Origin of the sequence: Nocardia sp. NPDC059236 (assembly GCF_042754085.1) — a bacterium.
Classification (GTDB): domain Bacteria; phylum Actinomycetota; class Actinomycetes; order Mycobacteriales; family Mycobacteriaceae; genus Nocardia.
This window is the reverse complement of record NZ_JBHZAF010000007.1, coordinates 395,007-419,305: the sequence shown is the minus strand read 5'-3', so window position 1 is coordinate 419,305 and position 24,299 is coordinate 395,007. Positions and strand designations below refer to the sequence as shown.

Annotated in this window: 21 protein-coding genes; 13 read left to right on the top strand and 8 right to left on the bottom strand. The window is 69.0% G+C overall.

Translation table 11 applies throughout. The features are described 5' to 3' along the window. Positions 1 to 93: 93 nt before the first annotated feature. The 4 genes from aroA to ACFXIV_RS21225 all read left to right on the top strand — a co-directional run bounded on the left by aroA (position 94) and on the right by ACFXIV_RS21225 (position 3,212). Positions 94 to 1,377, top strand: a complete 1,284-nt coding sequence (gene aroA, locus ACFXIV_RS21240) for a 3-phosphoshikimate 1-carboxyvinyltransferase (RefSeq protein ID WP_379394279.1) — start codon at positions 94 to 96, stop codon at positions 1,375 to 1,377. Further along, positions 1,338 to 2,381, top strand: a complete 1,044-nt coding sequence (gene rsgA, locus ACFXIV_RS21235) for a ribosome small subunit-dependent GTPase A (protein ID WP_379394373.1) — start codon at positions 1,338 to 1,340, stop codon at positions 2,379 to 2,381. The genes aroA and rsgA overlap by 40 nt, the downstream gene beginning before the upstream one ends. A gap of 72 nt (positions 2,382 to 2,453) precedes the next feature. Next, positions 2,454 to 2,672, top strand: coding sequence for a hypothetical protein (locus tag ACFXIV_RS21230; protein ID WP_379394277.1), 219 nt, complete (start codon positions 2,454 to 2,456; stop codon positions 2,670 to 2,672). A 15-nt stretch (positions 2,673 to 2,687) separates the two neighbouring features. After that, positions 2,688 to 3,212 carry a nitroreductase family deazaflavin-dependent oxidoreductase gene (locus ACFXIV_RS21225; protein ID WP_379394275.1) on the top strand — a complete coding sequence of 175 codons (525 nt, stop codon included), beginning with the start codon at positions 2,688 to 2,690 and terminating at the stop codon, positions 3,210 to 3,212. A 57-nt stretch (positions 3,213 to 3,269) separates the two neighbouring features. Here the strand turns inward: ACFXIV_RS21225 and ACFXIV_RS21220 are convergent, their stop codons facing one another. Continuing rightward, positions 3,270 to 6,008, bottom strand: coding sequence for an AAA family ATPase (locus ACFXIV_RS21220; protein ID WP_379394273.1), 2,739 nt, complete (start codon positions 6,006 to 6,008; stop codon positions 3,270 to 3,272). 235 nt (positions 6,009 to 6,243) lie between these two features. Here ACFXIV_RS21220 and ACFXIV_RS21215 point away from each other — a divergent pair, with 235 nt between their 5' ends. Continuing rightward, positions 6,244 to 6,453: a hypothetical protein gene (locus ACFXIV_RS21215; protein WP_379394271.1), complete on the top strand. Its 210-nt coding sequence runs from the start codon at positions 6,244 to 6,246 to the stop codon at positions 6,451 to 6,453. A gap of 101 nt (positions 6,454 to 6,554) precedes the next feature. Continuing rightward, complete coding sequence (locus ACFXIV_RS21210) at positions 6,555 to 6,872, top strand: hypothetical protein (RefSeq protein ID WP_379394269.1); 318 nt, start codon at positions 6,555 to 6,557, stop codon at positions 6,870 to 6,872. Positions 6,873 to 6,903: 31 nt separating this feature from the next. Here the strand turns inward: ACFXIV_RS21210 and ACFXIV_RS21205 are convergent, their stop codons facing one another. The 3 genes from ACFXIV_RS21205 to secA form a co-directional block, all read right to left on the bottom strand. Beyond that, positions 6,904 to 9,522 carry an AAA family ATPase gene (locus ACFXIV_RS21205; protein WP_379394267.1) on the bottom strand — a complete coding sequence of 873 codons (2,619 nt, stop codon included), beginning with the start codon at positions 9,520 to 9,522 and terminating at the stop codon, positions 6,904 to 6,906. A gap of 419 nt (positions 9,523 to 9,941) precedes the next feature. Beyond that, entirely contained in the window at positions 9,942 to 10,181 is a 240-nt protein-coding gene (locus ACFXIV_RS21200) for a hypothetical protein (protein WP_354833969.1), read from the bottom strand. A gap of 182 nt (positions 10,182 to 10,363) precedes the next feature. Continuing rightward, entirely contained in the window at positions 10,364 to 13,198 is a 2,835-nt protein-coding gene (gene secA / locus ACFXIV_RS21195; RefSeq protein WP_379394265.1) for a preprotein translocase subunit SecA, read from the bottom strand. Between the two features lie 483 nt (positions 13,199 to 13,681). On the opposite strand from secA, the gene ACFXIV_RS21190 reads away from it, so the two are divergent. From ACFXIV_RS21190 to ACFXIV_RS21160, 7 genes are all read left to right on the top strand, one after another. After that, positions 13,682 to 15,103, top strand: coding sequence for a wax ester/triacylglycerol synthase family O-acyltransferase (locus tag ACFXIV_RS21190; protein ID WP_379394263.1), 1,422 nt, complete (start codon positions 13,682 to 13,684; stop codon positions 15,101 to 15,103). A gap of 52 nt (positions 15,104 to 15,155) precedes the next feature. Further along, positions 15,156 to 15,686: a DUF6912 family protein gene (locus ACFXIV_RS21185; protein WP_379394371.1), complete on the top strand. Its 531-nt coding sequence runs from the start codon at positions 15,156 to 15,158 to the stop codon at positions 15,684 to 15,686. A 208-nt stretch (positions 15,687 to 15,894) separates the two neighbouring features. After that, entirely contained in the window at positions 15,895 to 17,058 is a 1,164-nt protein-coding gene (locus ACFXIV_RS21180; protein WP_379394261.1) for a ferredoxin reductase, read from the top strand. A gap of 131 nt (positions 17,059 to 17,189) precedes the next feature. Further along, the gene (locus tag ACFXIV_RS21175) at positions 17,190 to 18,644 is read left to right on the top strand and encodes a fatty acid desaturase family protein (RefSeq protein WP_379394259.1); all 1,455 of its coding nucleotides are present in this window, start codon (positions 17,190 to 17,192) and stop codon (positions 18,642 to 18,644) included. A 95-nt stretch (positions 18,645 to 18,739) separates the two neighbouring features. Continuing rightward, positions 18,740 to 19,990 carry a fatty acid desaturase family protein gene (locus ACFXIV_RS21170; protein ID WP_379394257.1) on the top strand — a complete coding sequence of 417 codons (1,251 nt, stop codon included), beginning with the start codon at positions 18,740 to 18,742 and terminating at the stop codon, positions 19,988 to 19,990. 107 nt (positions 19,991 to 20,097) lie between these two features. Beyond that, positions 20,098 to 20,766 (top strand): 5,6-dimethylbenzimidazole synthase, encoded by a 669-nt coding sequence (gene bluB / locus ACFXIV_RS21165; protein ID WP_379394255.1) that lies wholly within the window; start codon positions 20,098 to 20,100, stop codon positions 20,764 to 20,766. Positions 20,767 to 20,835: 69 nt separating this feature from the next. Continuing rightward, the gene (locus ACFXIV_RS21160) at positions 20,836 to 21,372 is read left to right on the top strand and encodes a YceI family protein (protein ID WP_379394253.1); all 537 of its coding nucleotides are present in this window, start codon (positions 20,836 to 20,838) and stop codon (positions 21,370 to 21,372) included. A 5-nt stretch (positions 21,373 to 21,377) separates the two neighbouring features. Here the strand turns inward: ACFXIV_RS21160 and ACFXIV_RS21155 are convergent, their stop codons facing one another. The 4 genes from ACFXIV_RS21155 to ACFXIV_RS21140 all read right to left on the bottom strand — a co-directional run bounded on the left by ACFXIV_RS21155 (position 21,378) and on the right by ACFXIV_RS21140 (position 23,969). After that, positions 21,378 to 22,142: a type 1 glutamine amidotransferase domain-containing protein gene (locus ACFXIV_RS21155; RefSeq protein WP_379394251.1), complete on the bottom strand. Its 765-nt coding sequence runs from the start codon at positions 22,140 to 22,142 to the stop codon at positions 21,378 to 21,380. Positions 22,143 to 22,205: 63 nt separating this feature from the next. Then, complete coding sequence (locus ACFXIV_RS21150; protein WP_379394249.1) at positions 22,206 to 22,523, bottom strand: YciI family protein; 318 nt, start codon at positions 22,521 to 22,523, stop codon at positions 22,206 to 22,208. Next, positions 22,502 to 23,224 (bottom strand): hypothetical protein, encoded by a 723-nt coding sequence (locus ACFXIV_RS21145; protein ID WP_379394247.1) that lies wholly within the window; start codon positions 23,222 to 23,224, stop codon positions 22,502 to 22,504. The genes ACFXIV_RS21150 and ACFXIV_RS21145 overlap by 22 nt, the downstream gene beginning before the upstream one ends. Before the next feature lie 292 nt (positions 23,225 to 23,516). Further along, complete coding sequence (locus tag ACFXIV_RS21140; RefSeq protein ID WP_379394245.1) at positions 23,517 to 23,969, bottom strand: hypothetical protein; 453 nt, start codon at positions 23,967 to 23,969, stop codon at positions 23,517 to 23,519. Positions 23,970 to 24,299: the final 330 nt, after the last annotated feature.

The following is a 24,299-nucleotide window of genomic DNA, read 5'->3' as shown; positions in this document are numbered from 1 at the left end:
CGTATACGTCTAGGCTTGTCCATGCTCGACGGAACAACCATCTGGTGAGTTCGGGGTAACTCATCGGGGACGCGGGAGTGCGAAGATGGCCATGTGACTTTCTGGCCCGCGCCCCACGTCCGAGTTCCCGTCCACGCGACCGTGACCCTGCCCGGCTCCAAATCCATTACCAATCGGGCGCTGATCCTCGCCGCGCTGGCGGATCGGCCGTCCACCATCACCGGCGCGCTGCGCAGCCGGGACACCAACCTCATGATCGCGGCGTTGCGGGCCATGGGCACCGGCATCGAGGGCGAGGGCGAGACGCTCACCGTCACCCCGCCCGCCGAATTCACCAGCGCCATGGTCGATTGCGGGCTCGCGGGCACCGTCATGCGCTTCCTGCCGCCGGTCGCGGCGCTGGCGCGCGGCGATGTCGCCTTCGACGGCGACGAGCAGGCGCGGATGCGGCCGCTCGGCACGATCCTGGACGCGCTGCGTGCACTGGGCCTCGACATCGACGGCAACCAGCTGCCCTTCGTGGTGCACGGCATGGGCGCGCTGCGCGGCGGTCCGGTCACCATCGACGCCTCGGGCTCCTCGCAGTTCGTGTCCGGTCTGCTGCTGTCGGCGGCGCGGTTCGAGCAGGGCGTCACCGTGAACCACGACGGCGCGGCGCTGCCGTCCATGCCGCACATCGAGATGACCGTGGAGATGCTGCGGCGGGCCGATGTCCGAGTGGACGCGCCCAACGATCCGCGCAAGGCGCAGACCTGGACCGTGGCCCCCGGCCCGATCCGGGCGGTGGACTGGGAGGTCGAGCCGGACCTGTCCAATGCCACCCCGTTCCTGGCGGCGGCGGCCGTCACCGGCGGCGAGGTGAGCATTCCGCACTGGCCGCGGCTCACCACCCAGCCGGGCGACGTGATCCGGGAGATCCTGGTGCGCATGGGCGCCGAGGCGCGCTTCTTCGACAGCGTGCTCACCGTGCGCGGGCCCGAGCGCCTGGCCGGCATCGACATCGACCTGCACGACGTGGGTGAGCTGACCCCGACCGTGGCCGCCCTTGCGGCACTGGCGGATTCGCCGTCCCGGCTGCGCGGCATCGCGCACCTGCGCGGGCACGAGACCGACCGGCTGGCGGCGCTCGCCACCGAGATCAACCGGCTGGGCGGCAAGGTCACCGAGACCGAGGACGGGCTGGCCATCGTGCCCAACCCGCTCACCGGCGGGCAGTGGCGCTCCTACGCCGACCACCGGATGGCCACCGCCGGCGCGATCATCGGCCTGGTGACACCGGGTGTGGAGATCGAGGACATCGGCACCACCGCCAAGACGCTGCCGAACTTCGTCGAACTCTGGGACAGCATGCTCGGCTCGTCGGGAGCAGACCACTGAGGCGGCGCGAGTACGACGAGTCCGATGTCCGGGTACGCCCGGGCAAGGGCTCGCGTCCGCGCACCAAGACCCGGCCGCAGCACCTGGATGCCGAAGCGGCCATGGTGGTTGCGGTGGACCGCGGACGCTGGGGGTGCGTGCTGGACGGGGATCCCGACCGGCCGCTGACGGCCATGCGGGCACGCGAGCTCGGCCGCACGCCGATCGTGGTCGGCGATCAGGTGGACGTGGTCGGCGACCTGTCCGGCAAGCCCGACACCCTGGCCCGCATCGTGCGGGTGGTCGATCGGCGAACCGTGTTGCGCCGCACCGCCGATGACACCGATCCGTTCGAGCGCGTGGTGGTGGCCAATGCCGAGCAGCTGTTCATCGTGGTGGCGCTCGCCGATCCGCCACCGCGCACCGGATTCGTGGAGCGGGCCATGGTGGCGGCGTATGTCGGTGGGCTGCAACCGATTCTGTGCCTGACCAAGCACGATCTGGCCGCCGACTCCGAATTCGCCTCGGCCTTCGAGGATTTGGATCTGACCATCGTCTACGGCGGCATCGAGGATCCGCTGGAGCCGGTGCTGGACCTGCTGGACGACAAGCTGACCGCGTTCATCGGGCACTCCGGGGTGGGCAAGTCGACCCTGGTGAACCGGCTGGTTCCGGAGGCGGAGCGCGCCGTCGGCGAGGTGTCCGGGGTCGGCAAGGGGCGGCACACCTCGACCCAGTCGGTGGCGCTGCCGCTGCCCGACGGCGGCTGGGTCGTCGACACGCCCGGCGTGCGCTCGTTCGGCCTGGCGCACATCACCCCCGACGACGTCATCCAGGCGTTCTCCGATCTGGCCGACGCCATCGAGAACTGCCCGCGCGGCTGCACCCACCTGGGCCCGCCCGCCGACCCGGAGTGCGCGCTCGACGAACTGCCCGGCAAGGAGCTCCGGGTCGCGGCCATCCGCCGCCTGCTCACCGCCCTCAATTCGAACGATCCGTGGTTCCGGGGCAGCAGCGACACCTGAAGCTAGCCCTGAGTTAGCTGGGAAATCGCCCATTCGATACCTTTTGTGCATAACCGGCACGAAGGGATGGTCATGAGCGAAGAACTTCCCGAGTTGCAGCACGCCAATGGGCGGCGGCACAGCGATGTCCGGCCCGCACCCGACGAGGCTGGTCGATCGGGGCGGGAACAGGACGATTCCGGGCCACAGGACCAGGACGAGACCCCGCCGCCCGCGCATCCGGACGACCGGTCCCCGGCCGACGCGCACGATTGGCAGGACGACTGGGATCGGGCGCGCTGGGCGCCCTAGCAACATAATCGGGGCATGGCATTCGCTGAATGGCGGCGCCGGCCCGAGGCGCCCGCCCGCTGGAATCCGCTCCCGCGGCTGGGCCGCGGCCTGGCCCGCCGCCGGACCGTCATGCGCATCGCGCCGGCGGTGTTCGCGCTCGAACGCTTCACCCGGCGAGTAACGCACGGCCGCAAGGGAATACTCGATGTCGCGGGCCTGCCCGCGCTGCAGCTCACGGTGGCCGGCCGCCGCACCGGCCTGCCGCGCACGGTCAGCCTGCTCTATGTCCCGGACCCGTACGACGAGAAGCGCTTCCTGATCGTCTCGTCGAACTGGGGCCTGCCCGAACAGCCGTCCTGGTCGGCCAATCTGCGCGGCGCCGAACAGGCCGAACTGCTGGTCCGCGGGGAACGGTTCCCGGTCGAGGTGCGGCAGCTGACGGGCGCCGAGCGGGATCGCGCGTGGCGGCGGGCGCTGGAGTTCTGGCCGGGTTACGCCATGGAGCAGCGGCTCGCGGGCACTCGCCGTTTCCGGCTGTTCGAGCTCACCCGGACCTGATCCGAAAATTGCTGCTGGGCGTTAGCTATCAGCGTTCGCGGCGGCCGGAACCACGCCTCAGTGCGGGCGCGTCAGGCGCATGCCATTGTCGAAGTCGATGCCCCGCAGCTCGGAACGGCTGGTGAGGCCGAGCTTCTCGAGAATCCGGGACATATGGTGCCCGACCGTGCGCGGGCTGACGAACAGTTCCGCGCCGATCTCCCGGTTGGTGAGCCCCTGGGCGGCCAGCCGGGCCACCTGGGACTCCTGCGCGGTGAGCGGTGTCGAGCCGGCGCCGGGCTTGGCGCCGGTGCCGGTGAGGTCCAGCTCGGAGCGGGTGCGGGTGGCCCAGGCGGTGGCGCCGATGAGGTCGAAAGCGTCGGCGGCGGCGCGCAATTGCTCGGCGGCGTCCCGGCGGCGGCGGACCCGGCGCAGCCACTTGCCGTAGAGCAGCTGGGTACGGGCGCGGCCGAAGCTGGTATGCCGGGTGTCGCCGACCGCCAGGGCGCGGCGGTAGTAGTGCTCGGCGCGATTCTCGTCGGCCAGCAGCGCCCGGCAGGAATAGGCGGTCGTCAGCGCCCAGCGAGCTCGCGTGCGCCGCGTCCAGGCCGCGATCAGCTCCGCGTACTCGGCCGCCTCGTCGAAACGGCCCACGCGGCACGCGGCCTCGACCGTGTCGAGGGTCGCCAGCCGGGCCAGCGTGGGATGCGCGGCCTCGTGGCCGGGCAGGTACAGCGCGCGCAGGCGGCGATAGGCCGACTCGGCATCCCCGGCGGTCAGCGAGTGGAAGCCGTGATGCCAGTACGCGCCGCCGATCAGCGCCGACACCGCGTGCGGGCGAGCCAGGGCCAGCGCGCGATCCACGCTCTCGGCCACCGTGTCCGCGTCGCCCCGCTGGGCGGCCAGCCGGGCCCGCAGGTTCCAGCACTGGGCCAGGATATTGGCCGCGCCCGCGCCGGCGGCCAGGTCGAACGCCTCGGCCAGGGTGCTCTCCCCCGCCTCCCAGTGACCGGTGGCAAACTGCACCACGGCCAGTTGCGGCAGCACGCCGAGCGCGGCCGACCGGCCGCCCGAATTGCGCAGGCCCCCGGCCACTCTGAGGTACGGCTCCAGCGCCCGCTCGGCCAGACCCCACTCGAGCAACTGCCCGGCCGGCGGCAGCAGACGTGCGGCCGCGATGGGCGAGGGCGCGGCCCCGGCCGCCTCGAGCTGACCGTCCAGCGGCAGGTCCGCCGCGCGGCCCACCGACCAGGCCGCCCGGTCGGCGAGCAGCCGCAGGCCGGCCGCGAGGTCGCCGCCCTGCCATGGCGAATCCGGGCTCACGGCAGCGGTTTCCGGCATCGCGGCGGATGCGCGGATGGCCTCGGCATCACGCAGCAGCAGGATGTGCGCCTGGGCCGGGTCGCCGGTGGCGAATTCCAGCAGGCCGGGTAGCCCGCCGCTGGCCGCGGCGATCGCGGCGGGCGTGGTGCGGGTCTCGGCGAGGGCGAGCAGACGCCGGGCCGACTCGATATCACCGCCCTCCCAGGCGAATCGGGCCGCACCGGCCAGCCGCACCCCGGCGGTGTCCGGGTCCGGGGTGATGGCCGCGGCACGGCGCAGCACCGCGGCCGCGGCCAGCGTTCCGGCGCGAGCCCGCACCCGCTCGACACCGTCGGCGAGCGACTGTGCCAGCGTGGGATTCGGGCCGTCGAGGACGGCGGCCAGCTGCCAGGTACGCAGGTCGCCGTTCTCGGGGCCGGGCAGGGCATCGGCCAGGGCCAGGTGGACGGTGCGGCGCTCGGCCGTGGACGCGGCGTCGTAGGCCGCGCCGCAGAACAGACGGTGCCGCATTTCGACGCGCCCGTCGGTGACCGTGAGCAGCCCGGCCGCCACCGCCGACTCCCAATCCGCCGCGGTGACACCGAGTTCGGTCGCGGCCGTCGCGACCGGGCACAGCGTGCCCCGATCCTCCGCGGCCACCACGGTCAGCAGGGTGCGCACCCGCGGCTCCAGGGCGGCCAGCCGATCGGCGAAGGCGGCACGCAGCCGCGGGCCGAAAGGCGCCGGTCCGCAGCCGATTCCGGCGCCGTCCTCGGAGTCGATGGGAAATTCCTGCAGCGCCAGCGGATTCCCGTCGGCCAGCCGCAGCATGCGCGTCGCGCGGGGCTCGCCGATGCCGCCGGAGCGCAGGGCCAGCAGCCGTCGCGCGTGCGCCTCGGTCAGCGGTGTGACGGGCAGCACGGGCAGCGGCTCCCACACCGTGGTGGCCGGGCATTCGCGCATCGCGGCCAGCAGCGCCACCCGGGCGGCGCCCAGGCGGCGCAGCGCGAAGGTGAGCGCCTGCCCGGTCGCGGCATCCACCCACTGGGCGTCGTCGACGATGAGCAGCAACGGCCGTTCCCGGGCGACCGTCGCCAGCAGTGTCACCAGGGCCGCGCCCACCAGGAAGCGGTCGGCCGGCCCGGCGTCCCGGCCGAGGGCCGCGGCCAGGGCCCGCGCCTGCGGGACGGGCAGCGCGGCGACCCGATCGATCAGCGAGAGCAGCAGTTCGTGCAGCGCGCCGAAATCCAGCTCCGATTCGGCGGGAAATCCACGACAGGTCACCACTCGAAAATCGGTGGCACGCAGTTCGGCATCGCGTAACAGTGCGGTTTTTCCGATTCCCGGTTCACCCCACAAGAGCAATCCCCCACCGCGACCCGCGCGTGCCTCGCTCGATACACGAGACAACTCGGCCTGTTCTCGTTCCCTCCCCTGGAGCAACCGGATATCGCGCACATTGCAAGCTACCTCGCCCCCGAGAACCGGACAAACTCGACTTCGCCGCCGTCCCATCGACTGAGATCACCTGGGAGATATGCGATTCCGAGTCCTTCATCGATGACCGATACGATGACCGATACAGCGACCGATTTTGATTCGCATACCGTCGGCTAAAATGCTGCGCGAATTCGATCCAAAATCGGGCGACTCGCCCAATTCGATATCCATTGCATTCCCAGAAGAATGCGTGCTAAACATTCGCCATCAGCTGAATTTCCGCTGATTCGATTGATTCCAAGGAGATTTCATGCGCAAGATCCGTGTTCTGGGTGTGGCCGCCGCTGCCACCGGTCTGCTGTTCGCCGGTGCGGGCCTGGCTTCCGCCGACGGCACCGCCCCGACCACCCCCGCCACGCCGACCACCGGATCGGCCGAGATCCTCACCAACGTCATCAAGTCGCTGATCACCGGTAGCGCCTCCACCCCGGGCACGACCCCGCCCGCCACCGGAAACTGATCCGACAAGCTCCCACGCCGTCCCGGATCGACGCCGAAGGGGGGTCGCCGATCCCGGCGGCCCGGGGTGCGGACACCGCCGGAAATAGTTAGCCTGCCGAGGTGGAAGACCGTGAGCGCAAGGAATTTTCGCCGCTCCTCGACGACGCCCTCGGGCCCGGCGCGCCCGTCACCCCGGAAGTCCGGATAGGGCGCAACGATCCGGAAGGCGGGCTGCCGGAATGCGTGCGCTGTGGAAAGCCCGCCGCCCTGCACCTGCGGGCGGTGTGGCTTTCCACCCGCGCCGTGCTCGCCGGAGACACCGATGTGGACAACCTGATCCAGGTACACGCCTGCGGCGGCTGTGCGGGCAGCGTGGCCGGGATGATCCTCATCAACTGGGACCCGCGTTACTGGGGCGAGTCGGTCCACCTGGAATGACGCCCGGGAGTATCACTCCGATACGAGAACTTCAGCGCGGCCGCACGATTCGCATGCCATTGTCGAAATCCACGTCGACCAGATCGGCCCGGCCGCTGAGCCCGAGCTTCCCGAACACCCGCGACAGGTGATGGCCCACCGTACGCGGGCTCAGGAACAGGTCGGTCCCGATCTCCCGATTGGTCAGGCCCTGCGCCGCCAGCCGCGCGACCCGCAGCTCCTGCGCCGTCAGCACCGAGGTCTCGCCGTGCGCGGTGACCGGTGCGGCCCGGCGGCCGGTCAGCTCCAGCTCTTGCCGGGCGCGCAGCACCCACTGGGCCGCGCCCATGCCCTCGAACGCCTCGGCGGCCGTGCGCAATTGCTCGGCCGCGTCGGCGCGCCGGCGGGCCCGGCGCAGCCACTTGCCGTAGAGCAGCTGGGTGCGGACATGATTCAGATCGTGGCGGGTGCGCCGGACGGCCAGCGCACGCCGGAAGTAGTGGTCGGCCCGATCGCCGGAGCACAGCAGGGCCCGGCAGGTGTAGGCGGCCGAGAGCGCCCAATCCGCGCGGGACCGCACCGCCCAATCCCGGATCTCCCCGTAATATTCGAGCGCGTCGGCCTGCCGGCCGACCCGGGTGGCGGCCTCCACCAGCTCCACCGCGGCCAGCCGCGCGTAGGTCGGATGCCGGGCGTCGTGGCCCGGCTGGGCCAGGGTCCGCAGCCGCAGGTACGCGGTCTCCGGATCTCCGAGGCTCAGCGCGTGGAAGCCCAGATGCCAGTGCGCCGACGCGATGAGCGCATGCGACCGGCGCGGCCGCGCCAGCGCCAGCGCCCGGTCCGCGCTGTCCAGCACCGTATCCGAATCACCGTGCAGCGCGGCGATCTTCGCGCGCAGGGCCCAGCAGTGGGCGAGCAGGTTCTCCACCCCGCCCGCCGCGGCCAGCTCGAACGCCTCGGCCAGGGTCTGCTCGGCGGCCGCGAACCGGCCATTGGCGAACTGGATGATCGCCAGCTGCGGTAGTAGCGACACCGCGGCGGGCGCCGAACTGCCCCGCAGGTACGCCGCCGCCTGGGTGTACGGCTCCAGGGCCGCGCCCGCCAGCCCCCACATCAGCACCAGCGGCGCCGGCGGCAGCGGACGGACCATGGTGTGGAAGCGCGAACCTTCCTGCACAGTAATTTCCGCCGGATCCAGATCGAGGACGCCGTGCCCGGCCACCCAGCGCGCGCGTTCGGCGTCGATCCGCAGGAGCACGGCCGTCTCGGGATCCACCAGCTCGGCATCACGCAGCAGCAGCCGGCTCGCCCGCTCCGGTTCTCCCGCAACGAATTCCAGCAGCCCGGCCAGCCCGCGCCCGGCCACCGCGGCCTGCTCCGGCCCGAGCCGGGCGGTGGCGCGATCGAGCAGGCCGCGCGCGGAGGCGATATCGCCGCCCGCCCAGGCGGATCGACCGGCCGCGGCCAGCCGCTCCCCCGCCCGCTCCGGATCCGGCGTGATGGCGGCGGCCTGCCGCAGCATGGCCGCGGCGGTCATGTGCCCGTGATCCGAGCCGGCGGCCGCCGCGATCAAGGCCGCGGCCAGCTCCTCGTCGGGGCACTCGGCGGCCATGGCCCGGTGCCAGATACGCAGATCCGCAGGGCCCGGTCCGGTCAGCGCGTCCGCCACGGCCAGCTGCGCGGCGCGGCGCTCGGCGGCCGTGGCGGCATCGTGAACGGCCGCGCACAGCAGGGCGTGGGTGCGTTCCACCCGGCCGTCGCCGACCGTGAGCAGGCCTGCGGCCGTGGCGAATTCCCACGCGGCGGCATCGACGCCGAGAGCCGCCGCGGCGGTGGTCACGATACCCAGCACACCGCGGGTCTCGGTGGCAGCGACGGTCAGCAGCACGCGCACCCCGGCGGGCAGCGCGGCGACGCGATCACGGAAGGCCGCGCGCAGTCCGGGCCCCAGCGCCATCGGCTCGGGCGCGGTGCCCGCGAGATCACCGACGACATCCGGCAATTCGTGCAGGGCCAGCGGATTGCCGCCGGCCACGGCGAGGATCCGGGCCAGCCGCAGCGCGCCCAGCGGGCCGTGCCGCTCGGCGACGAGGCGGCGGGCGTCGGCCTCGGGCAGGCCGGTGACCGGCAGCGCGGGCAGTTCCCGCCAGAGCGTGTCGGCCGGATCGTCGCGCAGCGCCACCAGCAGCGTCACCGGCGCCGCGGCCAGCCGGCGGATGGCGAACACCAGCGCCTGCGCCGACTCCGGATCCACCAGCCGGGCCTGGTCCACGACCAGCAGCAGCGGGCCCTCGGCCGCGAGCGCCGACAGCAGCCGCACCAGGGCGGTGCCGACCAGAAAGGCGTCGGCCGCACCGGCGTGCAGGCCGAGCACCACGCCCAGGGCCCGGGACTGGGCGGTGGGCAGCGTCGGCAGCCGGTCGGCCACCGGCAGCAGAAGTTCGTGCAGGGCAGCGAAATTCAGTTCGGATTCGGTGCTCATGCCCTGACAGCGCAGCACCCGGAAGTCGGCGGCGCGATCGACGGCGGCGCGCAGCAGCGCGGTCTTGCCGATGGCCGGATCGCCGTACAGCACCAGCGCCGATCCCCGCCCCGCCCGGGCCGCCGCGAGAGCGCGATCCAACTGGCTCCGTTCGCGTTCCCGCCCGTAAAACTTCAGGTCCTCCCACACATCCCGGAATTTACTCAGCTAATAGAGCGCAACCAAGCTACCGTCGAGTAAATGGCACAAATTGTCTCGAATGACGCACATCACAAATTTGAGGGGAGTAATTCAATTAACGCGCAACCCCGTTCGCGCGATAAAAGTGCCCTTGTTTGCGAGCCCAGCGAAGTGAAAAGGGTACGAATGGGATTCGGATCGGCGGCGGGCAGCAACGATCGCACCCATAGACCGAGTACCCCTTGCTGGGCCGCCGAAACACCTGAGCGGCAGGAAATTTCACCGAAAGCCAGCCCGGACAGCCCTGTGGTCGCTGGAATTGGATGCTCTTTCAGGATCAGCCGTGCGGTTCATTCCCGAAAATGCCAGTGCCCCCGGCGATTTCGCCGAGGGCACGGTTTCCGCTCGAGCCGGGGACCGGCATTCGATCAACGGAAGATGGTCATGTACCACAGGCCGTCGGCGCCCTGATCGCACCGCCACTGCCAGCCGTCCTCACCGCGCAGCTGCACGCCGCCCGCCTGGAACTGGCCGCCATTGCCGTCGGCGGCGCAGGCGTCGACGGTGGCGTAGTTGCCGTCGACCGTCAGGGTCTCCGCGTGCGCGGTCGCGGCGCCCAGCCCGGCGATGCCCAGGGCCATGGCGGTGAGGGCAAAAGTCTTGCGCATGATCGTGATTCCTTCCTGCTCGGCCGCCCCACGGCGACCGGACTGGAACCCATTTCAGCGAACCGATCGTGACTGTTTCATGACCACGCGAAAACCGCTGGTCCAGACCGGAAAACACGACGCCCCGGGTGTGAACACCCGGGGCGCAGTGCGTTTCGATTCGCGCGGTGGCGGAGCCTGGCTCAGTGACGGCGCTTGGAGCGCGGGGCGCGGTCGGCCTTGCCCTGGGCGCGGGCCGCCTCACGGCGCTCGCGGCGGGTGCCGCCCTGACCGTCCTCGAGGCCGTACTCGTCACGGTCGCTGCGGATGGCGGCGTGACCGCCCTCGTCCGGACCGGAGTAGGACAGGCCGCGCGGACCGGACTCGTCGATGCCCTTGGCGCGCAGGGCCGCCGGAACGCCATTGCCGTTGGCGGCCGCGTCCTCCTCGGTGGGCAGCGGGCGGTTGCCGACCGGCGACTGCAGGCCCGCGGCCACGTTCACGCCGACCGGCTGCGGCTGCTGCACCTCGACCTGGAGGTTGAACAGGAAGCCGACCGACTCCTCCTTGAGGCCCTCGAGCATGGCCGCGAACATGTCGAAGCCTTCGCGCTGGTACTCGACCAGCGGGTCGCGCTGCGCCATGGCGCGCAGGCCGATGCCCTCCTTGAGGTAGTCCATCTCGTAGAGGTGCTCACGCCACTTGCGGTCCAGGACGCTCAGCAGGATCTGGCGCTCCAGATTGCGCATGCTGCCCTCGCCCGCGAGGCCGTCGATCTCCGACTCGCGGTTGTCGTAGGCGGCGTGCGCGTCCTCGAGCACCGCGTCCAGCAGCTCCTCGCGGGTCAGCTCGCCCACCTCGCCGCCGTCGCTCTCGCCGGTGAGGTCCTTGTAGTCGATGCCGATGGGGTACAGCGTCTTCAGCGCGCCCCACAGCTTCTCCAGATCCCAGTCCTCGACATAGCCCTCGGCCGTGGCGCCATTGACGTAGGCGGTGATCACGTCGGTGATCATCTCCTGCACCTGGCCCTCCATGTCCTCGCCCTCGAGGATGCGGGCGCGCTCGGCGTAGATCACCTTGCGCTGCTGGTTCATGACCTCGTCGTACTTGAGGACGTTCTTGCGGATCTCGAAGTTCTGCTGCTCGACCTGGGTCTGCGCGGACTTGATGGCACGCGAGACCATCTTGGCCTCGATCGGCACATCGTCGGGCAGGTTCAGCCGGGTCATGATCGACTCGAGCGCGGCGCCGTTGAAGCGCCGCATCAGCTCGTCACCCAGCGACAGGTAGAACCGGGACTCGCCCGGGTCGCCCTGACGGCCGGAACGACCGCGCAGCTGGTTGTCGATGCGCCGCGACTCGTGCCGCTCGGTGCCCAGCACGTAGAGGCCACCCGCGTCGCGGACCGCCTCGGCGTCCTCGTCCACCTGCTCCTTGACCCGCTCCAGGGTCGGGTGCCAGTGGGCCTCGTACTCGTCCGGGGTCTCCACCGGGTCCAGGCCCTGCCGGCGCAGCAGGATGTCGGCGATGATGTCCGGGTTGCCGCCCAGCACGATGTCGGTACCACGGCCGGCCATATTGGTGGCGACGGTGACCGCGCCCGGGCGACCCGCCTCGGCGACGATCTGCGCTTCCTGCTCGTGGAACTTGGCGTTCAGCACGTTGTGCGGGATACCGCGCTTGGTCAGCAGCTTGGACAGGTACTCCGAGCGCTCGACCGAGGTGGTGCCGACCAGGACCGGCTGACCCAGCTCGTGCTTCTCCTGGATGTCGTCGGCGACCGCGGCGAACTTGGCCTCTTCGGTCTTGTAGATCAGGTCGGACTGATCCTGGCGGACCATCGGCTTGTTGGTGGGGATCGGCACCACACCCAGGCCGTAGGTCTGGTGCAGCTCGGCCGCCTCGGTCTCGGCGGTACCGGTCATGCCCGAGAGCTTGTCGTAGAGACGGAAGTAGTTCTGCAGCGTGATGGTGGCCAGCGTCTGGTTCTCCGGCTGGATCTCCACGCCCTCCTTGGCCTCGATGGCCTGGTGCATGCCCTCGTTGTAGCGGCGGCCCACCAGGATTCGGCCGGTGAACTCGTCGACGATGATGACCTCGCCGCTGCGGACGATGTAGTCCTTGTCCTTGGCGTAGAGCTCCTTCGCCTTGATGGCGTTGTTCAGGTAGCTCACCAGCGGCGAGTTGGCCGCCTCGTACAGGTTGTCGATGCCCAGCTGGTCCTCGACGAATTCGACGCCCGCCTCGTGCACACCGATGGTGCGCTTCTTGATGTCGACCTCGTAGTGCAGGTCCTTCTTCAGCAGCGGCGCGATGCGCGCGAACTCCGCGTACCACTTCGAGGAGGCGTCGGCCGGGCCCGAGATGATGAGCGGGGTGCGGGCCTCGTCGATCAGGATGGAGTCGACCTCGTCGACGATGGCGAAGTTGTGCCCGCGCTGGACCAGATCGTCCAGCGAGTGGGTCATGTTGTCGCGCAGGTAGTCGAAGCCGAACTCGTTGTTGGTGCCGTAGGTGATGTCCGCGGCGTACGCGTCGCGGCGCTCGGCCGGGCTCATGCCACCCAGGATCACGCCGACCTCGAGACCGAGGAAGCGGTGCACGCGGCCCATCCACTCGGCGTCGCGCTTGGCCAGGTAGTCGTTGACGGTGACGACGTGCACGCCCTCGCGGGAGATGGCGTTGAGGTAGGCGGGCAGCACACAGGTCAGGGTCTTGCCCTCACCGGTCTTCATCTCCGCCACATTGCCGATGTGCAGGGCGCCGCCGCCCATGATCTGCACCTTGTAGTGCTTCTGGTTCAGCACTCGCCAGGACGCTTCCCGCGCGGTCGCGAAGGCTTCCAGCAGCAGCTCGTCGAGGCTCTCGCCGTCGGCGTAGCGCTGCTGGAACTCCGCGGTCTTGGCCTGCAGCTCGGCGTCGGTGAGGGCCGTGTACTCCTCGTCGAGGGCGATGACCTCGTCCGCCAGACTTGCCAGCCGCTTGACCGTGCGACCTTCACCAATCCGTAGCAACCTTGAAAAACTCAGCGCAGGCACGGGTCTTGTAGTCCTCTGGTCGGTGTTGTCGGTAGCCCCCACCATGGCGGGAAGCCTGCGCGCGGGCGCGCAATCACTAGCCATGGTAATCCGGTGCCCATCGTAGGTGCTGAACTGCGCGGGCGAGGGCGTGCGTGCTGAGGGAAAGCTGTGAAACCGGGCCGCCCGCACGGTTGCCCGGGAGCCGATCGGGGGCGCCAGCGACCGTTCAGCGAATGATCTTGCGTCCGAGGCTGATTCGTTACCCCTGACGTAGGATGTAGGGGGTCCGGCGTGCGGAGGCCTGCGCCCGCGCACCCGGAGCAGGGGACACCGCTGACGGTGTGTGATCTCGGGCAGTGCCGCCCATCCATTCCCCCAGGTGATCGGATTGCGATAGCTTGCCTTCGAAGAATGCCACGGCAACATTTGATGGAAGAACCGCCGGCGCCTAGGCAGGGGGACACTGCGGGCGCAGGCAGGGACTAGGGAGTAGCGGGCAGCGTGATCACCAGACTGACGCCGCAGGACGCGTCGTTCTACCGGCTGGAATCCAGCAGCAACCCCATGCACATCGGTTCCCTGGCCATCCTGCGCAATCCCGCGCCGGCCGGAAACTCGGGGCACGGGCCGCTGGACTATGACCGCCTGGCAACCCTGGTCGAGTCGCGGCTGCCGCTGGTGCCGCTGTACCGCCGCAAGGTGCGGGAGATCCCGTTCACGCTGGGCCGCCCGGTGTGGGTGGACGACAGCCACTTCGACATCACCTATCACATCCGCCGCTCCGCCCTGCCCGAGCCGGGCACCGACGAGCAGCTGCTGGACCTGGTGGCGCGGCTGGCGTCACGCCCCCTCGACCCTTCCCGGCCGCTGTGGGAGATGTACCTGGTCGAGGGCCTGTCCGAGGGCCGCTGCGCCATCTTCACCAAGACCCATTCGGCCCTGGTCGACGGGGACAGCGCGCTCGAGATCGGGCATGTGATCCTGGACACCTCGACCGCGCCCCGCGAGGTCGCCGACGACGCCTGGATCGCCCATCGCGAGCCCGCCGACCTCGAACTGCTGCTCGGCGCGGTGCTGCACCTGGCCACCCAGCCGCGCGAGGGCCTGGAGGTGGCCCGCCACCACGTGGCCGAGGCCTTCGCCATGGTCGACGCCACCGGCAAGGCGGTGCAGAAGCTGGTGTCCATGGTCCGGGCCGCGGCCATCGGCGCGCCCGACAGTCCCCTGAACACCCGCACCTCGCGCAATCGCCGGTTCGAGGTGGTGCGCACCGAGCTCGAGGACTACCGGAAGATCCGCAAGCGGTTCGACTGCTCCATCAACGACGTGATCCTCGCGGTGGTGACGGGCGCGCTGCGCAACTGGCTGCTCTCGCGCGGGCAGGTGCTGACCGAGGCCGACGCGCTGCGGGCGGTCGTACCCATGTCGGTGTACGCCGACGGACCGAACGGCGAGCTCAAACCCGCGGGCGAGGTCACCTCGCTGCTGGTGGATCTGCCGGTGGGCGAACCGAATCCGGTGATCCGCATGGAGCACATCAAGCACGCGACCGAGCCCCATTCCCGGCATCAGCTCGGGGTCCGCGCCCGCACGCTGATGCACATGGCCGGATTCGCTCCGGCGAGCCTGCATGCCATGAGCGTGCGGTCGGCGAGTACTTTTGCAGAACACACGTTCAATCTGGTGATCACCAACGCGCCGGGTCCGCAGCAGCCCATGTACATCGGCGGTGCGCGGATGCTGGAGATGTACCCGGTGTCGCCGCTGCTGCGCTTTCAGGCTCTGAGCATCGGGCTCACGTCCTACGACGGACGGGTGTTCTACGGACTCACCGCCGATCGCGACGCCATGGCGGACATCGCGGTGCTGACCGCTTCGGTGCACGAGTCGATGGAGGAGATGCTCGGTGCCTGCGTCCAGTGAGTCGTCCCGCGTCTCGAAGAAACTACGGGTCTACGTCCCGGCCACGGTGCCGATGCTGCGGGAACTGGTCGCCGACCGCGAGATTCGCGCGCTCAACGACACCGCCTTCGCGGTGACGCCGGCGCTGCGCGAGGCCTATGCCTCCGGCGACGACGAGGAGCTGGCCGAGGTCGCCATGGCCGAGGCCGCACGCGCCTCGCTGCGGCTGCTCGCCGAGGAACAGGCCGCCGCGGAGGTGCGCGGCGATCGTGCGGGCGACGAATCCGGCGACGAATCCGATCCCGCCCCGGCCGGACCGGTCTTCCGCCGCGCGGTCATCGCCGCCGATGTGGACGGGGCGACCCTGCGCCCGGATCTGGACGACGCCGTGGTGCGGCTGTCCGGCCCGATCGCCTACGACCGCATCGCGTCCATCCACGTGGACCTGGCCGAGGCCGAGTCCGAGGTCGCCAAGGCCGTCGAGGTCATCGACGCCGCCGACATGGGCGACGCCGACGCCGAATTCGTGCTCGGCGACGCCGAGGACCACCAGCTGGCCTGGTACGCCGGTCAGGAACTCCCGTTCCTCCTCGACCTGCTGTAACCGGAAGGGTTCGCGGCCGTCTCGATGCTGGACTGCGGCTTGATAGACCTCCGCCTTGGAGCGGGGGAGCGAAGCGGAGGGGCAATCCAACACCGCCCCCGTAACCTACGATGCCGTAACCTGGCTGTGATGGTTGCTCATCACATGGGCGACAGGCGTACGACGACGCGCTGACCAGCGCGCACGACGACAGGAAGCGTTCCCGGATATGGCATCGAAGAGTGGTGGGTTCTCCGTGCGAGGACTGCGGGACTGGCTGGAAGCCCCCGTGGCCGAAGGCGGCACCGGCGGACGGACTCCCCTCGATACGCTGCGCGGCGCCGCGGCGCGCATCACCACTCCCCTGCTGCCCGACGACTACCTGCACCTGGTGAACCCGCTGTGGTCGGCGCGCGAGCTGCGCGGCCGCATCGTGGAGGTGCGCATGGAGACCGCGGATTCGGCCACCCTGGTGATCAAGCCGGGCTGGGGTTTCGACTTCAAATTCGAGCCGGGCCAGTACATCGGCATCGGCGTGCTGGTGGACGGCCGCTGGCACTGGCGCTCGTATTCGCTGACCTGCCCCCCGGATTGGACCGGCGACAGCGCGCACAGGGGCAGGCGGCTCATCTCCATCGCGGTGAAGGCGATGCCGGAGGGCTTCCTGTCCAGCCACATCGTCTCCGGGGTGCCGGCCGGGACCGTCGTGCGGCTGGCCGCGCCGCAGGGCGGGTTCGTGCTGCCGGATCCGGCGCCGTCCAAGGTGCTGTTCCTGACCGCAGGCTCGGGCATCACGCCCGTCATGGCCATGCTGCGCACCATGGATCGCCGCAATGCGGTCCCGGATGTCATGCATATCCACTCGGCCCGCACCCCCGACGACGTGATGTTCGGCGACGAGCTGCGCGACATGCACGACCGGCACCCGGGTTTCACCGCGCACCTGCACCTCACCGGCGAGCAGGGCAAGTTCGCGCTCGCCGATCTGGACGAGGTGGTGCCGGACTGGCGCGAACGCGAGGTCTGGGCCTGCGGACCGCTGCCCATGCTGGACGAGATCGAGAAGCATTGGGCCGCCGCCGGTCTGGAGTCCAAGCTGCACGTGGAGCGCTTCGAGATCGAGCGCAACGCCACCGCTGAGGGCGGCACCGTCACCTTCGCCAAGGCCGGCCGCTCCGCCGAGGTGGACGGCGCGACCACACTGTTGCAGGCCGGTGAGGGCGCGGGCGTGCAGATGCCGTTCGGCTGCCGCATGGGCATCTGCCAGACCTGCGTGGTCACGGTCACCGAGGGCCATGTGCGCGATCTGCGCAACGGCAAGGAGCACCGCGCCGGGGACAAGATCCAGACCTGCATCTCGGCCGCCGCGGGTGACTGCACCCTCGAAGTATGACGCGCACACCGTGTGAGACGGCCCCGCCCGAGAACGGCTACCCTCGATAGCAATCGAGCCTGAACACGGTCCCATCGGGACCGACCACCCGCGCAGCGGTGCGAGGCAGATCAACCACGGAAGGACTGCCGGTGGCCATCACCGACATCAAGGCATTCGCTCATCTGACGGCGGCCGATATCGAGACCCTGGGTCAGGAGCTCGACACCGTTCGGCGCGATATCGAGTACTCGCTCGGTGAACGCGATGCCCGCTACATCCGGCGCACCATTGCGGCGCAACGGATTCTGGAGGCCGCCGGCCGCGCCACGCTCTTCGCGTCGAAGAAGCGCTGGGCGTGGCTGACCGGCACCGCCCTGCTGTCGGTCGCCAAGATCATCGAGAACATGGAGCTCGGGCACAACATCAGCCACGGGCAATGGGATTGGATGAACGACCCGGAGATCCACTCCACCACCTGGGAGTGGGATATGACGGGCACCTCGGCGCAGTGGAAAGCCGCGCACAACTATTCGCACCACATGTACACCAACATCCTCGACATGGATGACGATCTGGGCTTCGGCATCCTGCGCATGACGCGCGACGAGGAATGGAAGCCGATCAATCTGGCACAGCCGGTCGCGAATCTGTTTCTGGCCGCGCTGTTCGAGTGGGGCATCGCGCTGCACGATCTGGCGGCCACCAAGGAGCAGATGGGTGTGCCCCCGAGTCGGCTGTTCCCCCCGCGTCACATCATCAACGAACCGAACAAGGCGTTCTGGCGCAAGGCCGGTAAACAGGCCGCCAAGGATTTCGTGATCTATCCGGCGCTCACCGGTCGTGCCTGGAAATCGACACTGAAGGCGAATGCCACCGCGAACCTGATTCGCAATCTGTGGGCGTACGCGGTCATCTTCTGCGGCCATTTCCCGGACGGCGCCGAGAAGTTCACCGTGGACCAGTTCGAGAACGAGACGCAGGGCGAGTGGTACCTGCGCCAGATGCTGGGCAGCGCCAATTTCGATGCCGGCCCGGTGATGGCGTTCATGAGCGGCAATCTCAGCTACCAGATCGAGCACCACCTGTTCCCGGATATTCCGAGCAATCGGTATCCCGAGGTCTCGGTGAAGGTGCAGGAGCTGTGCGACAAGTACGACCTGCCGTACACCACCGGCTCGCTGGGCAAGCAATACCTGTTGGCATTCCGCACGATTCACAAGCTGGCGCTGCCGGACCAGTGGCTCAAGCGGACCTCCGACGACGCGCCGGAGACCTCCTCGGAGCGCAAGTTCGCGGGCATCTCGCTGCCGTCCATGCCGACGTGGAACGGCAGTGAATGGCTGGCCGAGCACAGCGCTGGCGAGTGGCTGGCCGAGCACCAGCCGCGCTGGGGCCTGGACCCCGAGACCGGCGAGCGGCGCGGGCTGCGGTCGGCCATGCAGGAGGCCAAGGTGGCGCTCAAGGAGAAGGCCGCGCACGAGAAGCAGGTGTTGCGCGAGGCCAAGGCCGCACTGCAGGAAAAGGCCCGGACGGAAAAGGCCGCGTTGGCCGATAAAGCACAACGCGGAGGCTGGTTCTCGCGTAAACTCCGACGGAATCGCTAGCAGAGTCGAGTCACGAAAACAATGCGGTATTCGACACGTTGGAGATTCGATCTTCGCCAACCTACGGGACCGTAACCTACGGTAGTGTAACCGCCATGGCGATCTCGGATGTCAAGGAATACGCGCACCTCACCCCGGAGGACGTCGAAGCGATCGGGGCGGAGCTAGACGCCATCCGCCGTGAGGTCGAATCGTCCCTGGGCGAGAAGGATGCCCGTTACATCCGCAATGTGATCCGTCTCCAGCGCGGCCTCGAAATCAGTGGCCGCGCAGTGCTTTTCGCGAGTCTCTTCCCGCCCGCGTGGCTGGCCGGCGTGGCCCTGCTGGGTACCGCCAAGATCATCGAGAACATGGAGATCGGCCACAATGTGATGCACGGGCAGTGGGACTGGATGAACGATCCGGAAATCCACTCCACCAAATGGGAATGGGACAACGCGGGCCCGTCCGAACACTGGAAGATCACCCACAACTTCCTGCACCACAAGTACACCAATGTGCTGGGCATGGATGACGACATCGGCTACGGCCTGCTGCGCGTCACCCGCGATCAGCGCTGGTCGCCGTTCTATCTCGGACAGCCGGTCTACAACCTGCTGCTGCAGATGTTCTTCGAATACGGTGTCGCCATCCAGCATTTGGAGCTGGGCAAGGTCGCCAAGAAGAAGTGGGCCCCGGGTTCGCCCGAGCGCATCCAGTTCGAGGAGGACCGCAAGACCGTTCTGAAGAAGATCGGCAAGCAGGCCGCCAAGGACTACCTGATCTTCCCGCTGCTCACCGGCCCGGCCTTCCTGGGCACGCTGACCGCCAATCTGGCCGCGAACATCGTCCGCAATGTGTGGACCAATGCGGTCATCTTCTGCGGCCACTTCCCCGACGGCGCCGAGAAGTTCACCAGGTTCGACTGCGACAACGAGACGCAGGGCGAGTGGTACCTGCGCCAGATGCTGGGTTCGGCCAATATCTCCGGTGGCCCGGTCATGCACTTCATGACCGGCAACCTCTCGCACCAGATCGAGCACCACCTCTACCCGGACATTCCGTCCAACCACCTGTCGACCATCGCGGTGCGGGTGCGGGCGCTGTGCGAGAAGTACGACCTGCCCTACACCACCGGTTCGCTGCCGGTGCAGTACGCCAAGTCGTGGCGCACCATCATGAAGCTGTCGCTGCCCAACAAGTACCTGCGCCGCTCCACCGACGACGCTCCGGAAACCAAGTCGGAGAAGATCTTCGGCGGCGAGTCCAGCATCGACCCGATGACCGGACGCCGCCGCGGCCTGCGCACCGCGCTGCGGGAGGGCCGCCGCAAGCTGTCCCGGCGCGAGCCGGCCCTGGTCGGCTGAGCGACCCGGCATCCCGAAACGCCCCCCGCCGAGTTTTCGGCGGGGGGCGTTTTCGCGGGAATGGGCCGATGAGCCCCGTCGACCTCCGGCCTGGTTCACTGGACGCCGTGTGTTCCGAAGGTCCTGTCAGCGCCACCGAATGTCTGAGCGTCTACGACGCCATCAAACTGCGTCGGGATGTCCGCGCCGAATTCACCGGCGAGGTGGTCGACGACACCACGCTGCTCCGGATTCTCGAGGCGGCTCATCGCGCGCCCAGCGTCGGCAATTCGATGCCGTGGGATTTCGTGGTGCTGCGAGATCCGGCCACGCTGACGAAGTTCGCCGATCATGTGGCCGAGAAGCGGCAGCAGTTCCACGACTCGCTGCCGTCCGATCGCGCCGAGACCTTCAATCCGATCAAGATCGAAGGAATTGTGGAGAGCGGCACCGGCATCGTGGTGACCCACAATCAGGCGCGCGGCGGCACCCACGTGCTGGGTCGCGCGACCGTGCCGGAGACCGGTATCTACTCCACCATCCTGGCCATCCAGAACCTGTGGCTGGCCGCCACTGCCGAGGGCGTGGGCGTGGGCTGGGTGAGCTTCTACGACGAGCCGTTCCTCACCGACCTGCTCTCGCTGCCGCCGGGCGTGAAACCGGTCGCCTGGCTCTGTGTCGGCCCGGTTAACGAGTTCCAGCAGGTCCCGGACCTCGAGCGCTTCGGCTGGCGCAATCGGCGGCCCCTCGAATCGGCCGTGCACTGGGAACGATTCACGCCACGCACGGACGATTAGCCACGGACCGGCAGTCCCTGGACCAAGCCGGTCTGGTTACGCTCCCGCGACCGGACGACAGTCGAGGCCATGACGACTTCGACCGGTATCGCCCTCACCCCCGGCCTCTGGACCCTGGACGCCGCGAACTCCACCGTCGGCTTCTCGCTGCGCAGCTTCGGACTGCTGCGCGTGCGCGGTGAATTCCGGCGCTTCGACACCGGATTCGTGGTGGACGACGCCGGGTCGGCGGCCGTCGAGGCCACCATCCATCTGGATTCCTTCCACACCGGCAATGCCAAACGCGACGACCACGTCCGCCACGCCGACTTCCTGGATGTGGAGCGCCGGCCGACCATGACCTTCCGGACGCCCGGCCCGATCCGGATCGGCGAATCCTTCGACGTGAACGGCGAAGTCACCTTCGGCGAGCTGACGCGGCCGCTGGCCCTGACCGTGTCCTGGAACGGACAGCGGCCGCATCCGGTGACCGGCCGCCCGTCCATCGGCTTCACCGCCACCGGCAGCCTGGACCGCGGCGACTTCGGTGTCGGCCCGTCCTTCGGCGGCATGATCGGCCGCATCCTCACCGTCGACCTCGGCATCCAGTTGAACGCACCGGCCTGATCCGTTCAGATTCCCAGCGACTCGATCACCATCTGAGCGACTTTCGCGCCGGAGTACTGCTGTTGACCGGTGATGAGGTTGCCGTCGCGGACGGCGAAGGCGCGGAACAGGCCACCGCTGACGAAGTTGGCGCCCAGCGCGATGGCCTCGTCCTGGATTCGGAACGGCATCACGGTACGACCCAGGGCTTGATCCGAGAAGTCCTCCTCGACATTGGCGAAGCCGGTCATGGTCTTGCCCGTGATGAACGGCGTGCCGTCGTCGGCGACAACGTCCAGCAGCGCGCAGGTACCGTGACACAGCACCGCAGTGGGCTTCTCGGCGGCGTGGAATGCCCCGATCGTGGTGGCCAGATCCTTACGGCCCCGGAAGGTGAACATCGGCGACTGACCGCCACAGACCACGATGGCGTCGAAGTCGTCGTGGTCCAGATCAGCCAATACGGCGGTATCGTCCAGCAGAGCAGCCAATTCGGGGGTGTTGACGAAGCCCATGGTGATCAGATCGTCTGCCGACCACTTGCTCTCGTCGCGCGGGTCGGACATGGCGTCCATCTCGACTCGCCCGCCGTCGGGGCTGGCTATGGTGATCTCATAACGGGCTCTGGTGAATTCGTAATAGGGATGTGTGAGTTCGGCGGCCCAGAAGCCCACCGGGATGTTCAGCGTCGTCGAGGTCGCCGGGTTGGCGACCACCATCAGCACTCGTGGACGCTGGGCGCGGGTCACATCGATGATCTCGTGATGCTCGGTCGGCTGCGCGATGGCCATTGTCGGTCCTCGGATGGTAGGGAAGGACTTCTGACTGCGCACGCCATCCTTCTGGCGCGACGATCAGGTGACGGGTTCGCTCTCGGTGCGGGGGTTGAGGTAGCCGAGCTGGATCGGCCGCAGATCGCCATGCATGAAGCCTGCGCTGGTGACAGGCTCATCGGCGATGATGCGCCGCGCGGCGGCCTCGTCATCGGCGGTGAAGATCCCGACGCCGGTATTGACACTGCCCAGGGTAGGCCCGGCCACCAGCAGCACACCGGCGGTGTCCAGGCGCGCCAGCCATTCCCGGTGCGCCGCGAATGCCGATCTTTCGTCTGCGGTCATGGTGGCGATGAAATTGTCGCGGGGCGGATGCATCAAAAAGATCCACTCGGCCATTTGCCGAGTATACGTTCGCGGTGACAGTTGCCAGGTCGTTGCTTGCGCCGCAGATCCGACAACCCCAGACCCGCCCCGGCCAGCAGTACGAGCGTGTCCAACGGCAGCCGTAGCTGCCAGAACGTGTCCGCGAATCCATCCGGGTCGGCGGTCGCCGCACCGCGCAGCCCCGCGAGCCCGATCCAGGCCAGAGCCGAAGCGGCGAACCAGAATTGGCTGCGGGTGACCGGGCGCGCCAGCGCCACCGTGATCAGCGGAGCGACGTTCACCGCGATCAGCAGGCCCGACAGCACGATCCCGTAGACCGTTGCGGGACCGCTCAATTGACCGGTGTATCCGCGGCGCGCGCCCGCGTGCTCGGCGATCGCGTGGACGACGACGAGCGCGAGACCCCCGGCGACCGCGATGACCAGCGCCGCCCGGTGGAGCCACTCGTTGTCCCACACCCGCGCGACGTGCGCGCACAGCAGGCAGACCGCCACCAGCAGCACCACATCCGAGACGAGGCCCGCCAGACCACGGGTGACGAAGACGGAATCGACGCCGTCACGCCACTGCGGTTCGATGAAGATCGCGCCGACCGCCAGCAGCGACAGCACCACGGTGATGGGGCGGGTCCGCGGCGCGTCACACCACAGGGCGATCCGGGCCAACGCTACGGCGGCCGTGATCGCGAGGGCGATCGCGAAGACACTCTCCATCCGCTCCTCCAGCGGCCGGGCGCGATTCGTCCAGCAATCCACGCCCGCGCCGTTCGCATCGTGTTGTCTTGGATTGGTATTCGTATCGCTGCTCCGCGCAGGGGCCGGCCGCCGGGCCGCCTTCGGCACGGCGGCGCGCGGTACATCCCGCGGGTCGGAAATCAGGCCGCGATCAAACCGTCGATCGGACTCACACCATAGGTGCGGCTGACGGCGATGACCCGTTTCCGCGATCGGCGAGTCGCTGCTCGGATGACGGGATACCCGCGCACCGCCACGGTCCGTCCGTGTGTCAGCGCAGCGCCTCGGCCGGGCGATGGCCGATGACCGCGACATCCTCGAGGGTCACCACCGGATCCCCGGAGTCGCGCTTGCCGGTGATCGTGATGGTCCCGGTGAACACGTCGCCCTGCACCACAGTGCGGCCCGTCGGTGCGGCGAGCTCCACCCGGGCGCCGTCGATGGTGTAGTAGTCGGTCGGCCCGCCGCTCACGAACGCCAGAGTCCACACCGCCGCATCCGAATACACCAGCCCGTACACGGGATGCCGTTCCCCCGCGTGCTGTTCGGCATTGCGCAGCCGCAGATACAGGTCGTGGTCCGCCACCGGTTGCCCGCCCTCGGACCCGGTCACCGGAAGTGGCAGCGCCCCAGCGCTTCCCGTGCCGACCGCAGCGCTGCCCACGCCACAGCCGCCCGCCGCGACCACGAGTGCCGCGGCGCTGATCATCGTCCTCGCGACCATGACCTACCTCCGCTCATCTCGGTCACCCCGGGAATACCCAATCGACATCACCTCACCACCAACCATTTCCGCGCAGCACGCAAAAGACCCCGGCCCGCATCCGCGGGCCGGGGTCTCACCTGCACGAAGTCGTGTTCGCGCCGATCCTCACTGCGACGGCGCATTCGGGTAATCGCCGATGGCACCGATGGCACCGCCCACACCGCGCCGACCAGCGCACCGCCCCGGAAATCTCCACCCGCGCGGTTCAGGGAGTCGATCGGGATGCCGGTCAAGCGGTCGCGGGGCGCGTCCCTGCCGATGCCGATCGAGCCGGTTCGGATCCTCCTG

Coding starts and splice junctions, on each gene's coding strand:
- ACFXIV_RS21230 (WP_379394277.1), top strand. CDS start 2,454: ATGAGCGAAGAACTTCCCGAGTTGCAGCACGCCAATGGGCGGCGGCAC.
- ACFXIV_RS21225 (WP_379394275.1), top strand. CDS start 2,688: ATGGCATTCGCTGAATGGCGGCGCCGGCCCGAGGCGCCCGCCCGCTGG.
- ACFXIV_RS21220 (WP_379394273.1), bottom strand. CDS start 6,008: ATGGGACGGCGGCGAAGTCGAGTTTGTCCGGTTCTCGGGGGCGAGGTA.
- ACFXIV_RS21215 (WP_379394271.1), top strand. CDS start 6,244: ATGCGCAAGATCCGTGTTCTGGGTGTGGCCGCCGCTGCCACCGGTCTG.
- ACFXIV_RS21200 (WP_354833969.1), bottom strand. CDS start 10,181: ATGCGCAAGACTTTTGCCCTCACCGCCATGGCCCTGGGCATCGCCGGG.
- ACFXIV_RS21185 (WP_379394371.1), top strand. CDS start 15,156: ATGCTGCGGGAACTGGTCGCCGACCGCGAGATTCGCGCGCTCAACGAC.
- ACFXIV_RS21180 (WP_379394261.1), top strand. CDS start 15,895: ATGGCATCGAAGAGTGGTGGGTTCTCCGTGCGAGGACTGCGGGACTGG.
- ACFXIV_RS21170 (WP_379394257.1), top strand. CDS start 18,740: ATGGCGATCTCGGATGTCAAGGAATACGCGCACCTCACCCCGGAGGAC.
- ACFXIV_RS21160 (WP_379394253.1), top strand. CDS start 20,836: ATGACGACTTCGACCGGTATCGCCCTCACCCCCGGCCTCTGGACCCTG.
- ACFXIV_RS21155 (WP_379394251.1), bottom strand. CDS start 22,142: ATGGCCATCGCGCAGCCGACCGAGCATCACGAGATCATCGATGTGACC.
- ACFXIV_RS21150 (WP_379394249.1), bottom strand. CDS start 22,523: ATGGCCGAGTGGATCTTTTTGATGCATCCGCCCCGCGACAATTTCATC.
- ACFXIV_RS21145 (WP_379394247.1), bottom strand. CDS start 23,224: ATGGAGAGTGTCTTCGCGATCGCCCTCGCGATCACGGCCGCCGTAGCG.
- ACFXIV_RS21140 (WP_379394245.1), bottom strand. CDS start 23,969: ATGGTCGCGAGGACGATGATCAGCGCCGCGGCACTCGTGGTCGCGGCG.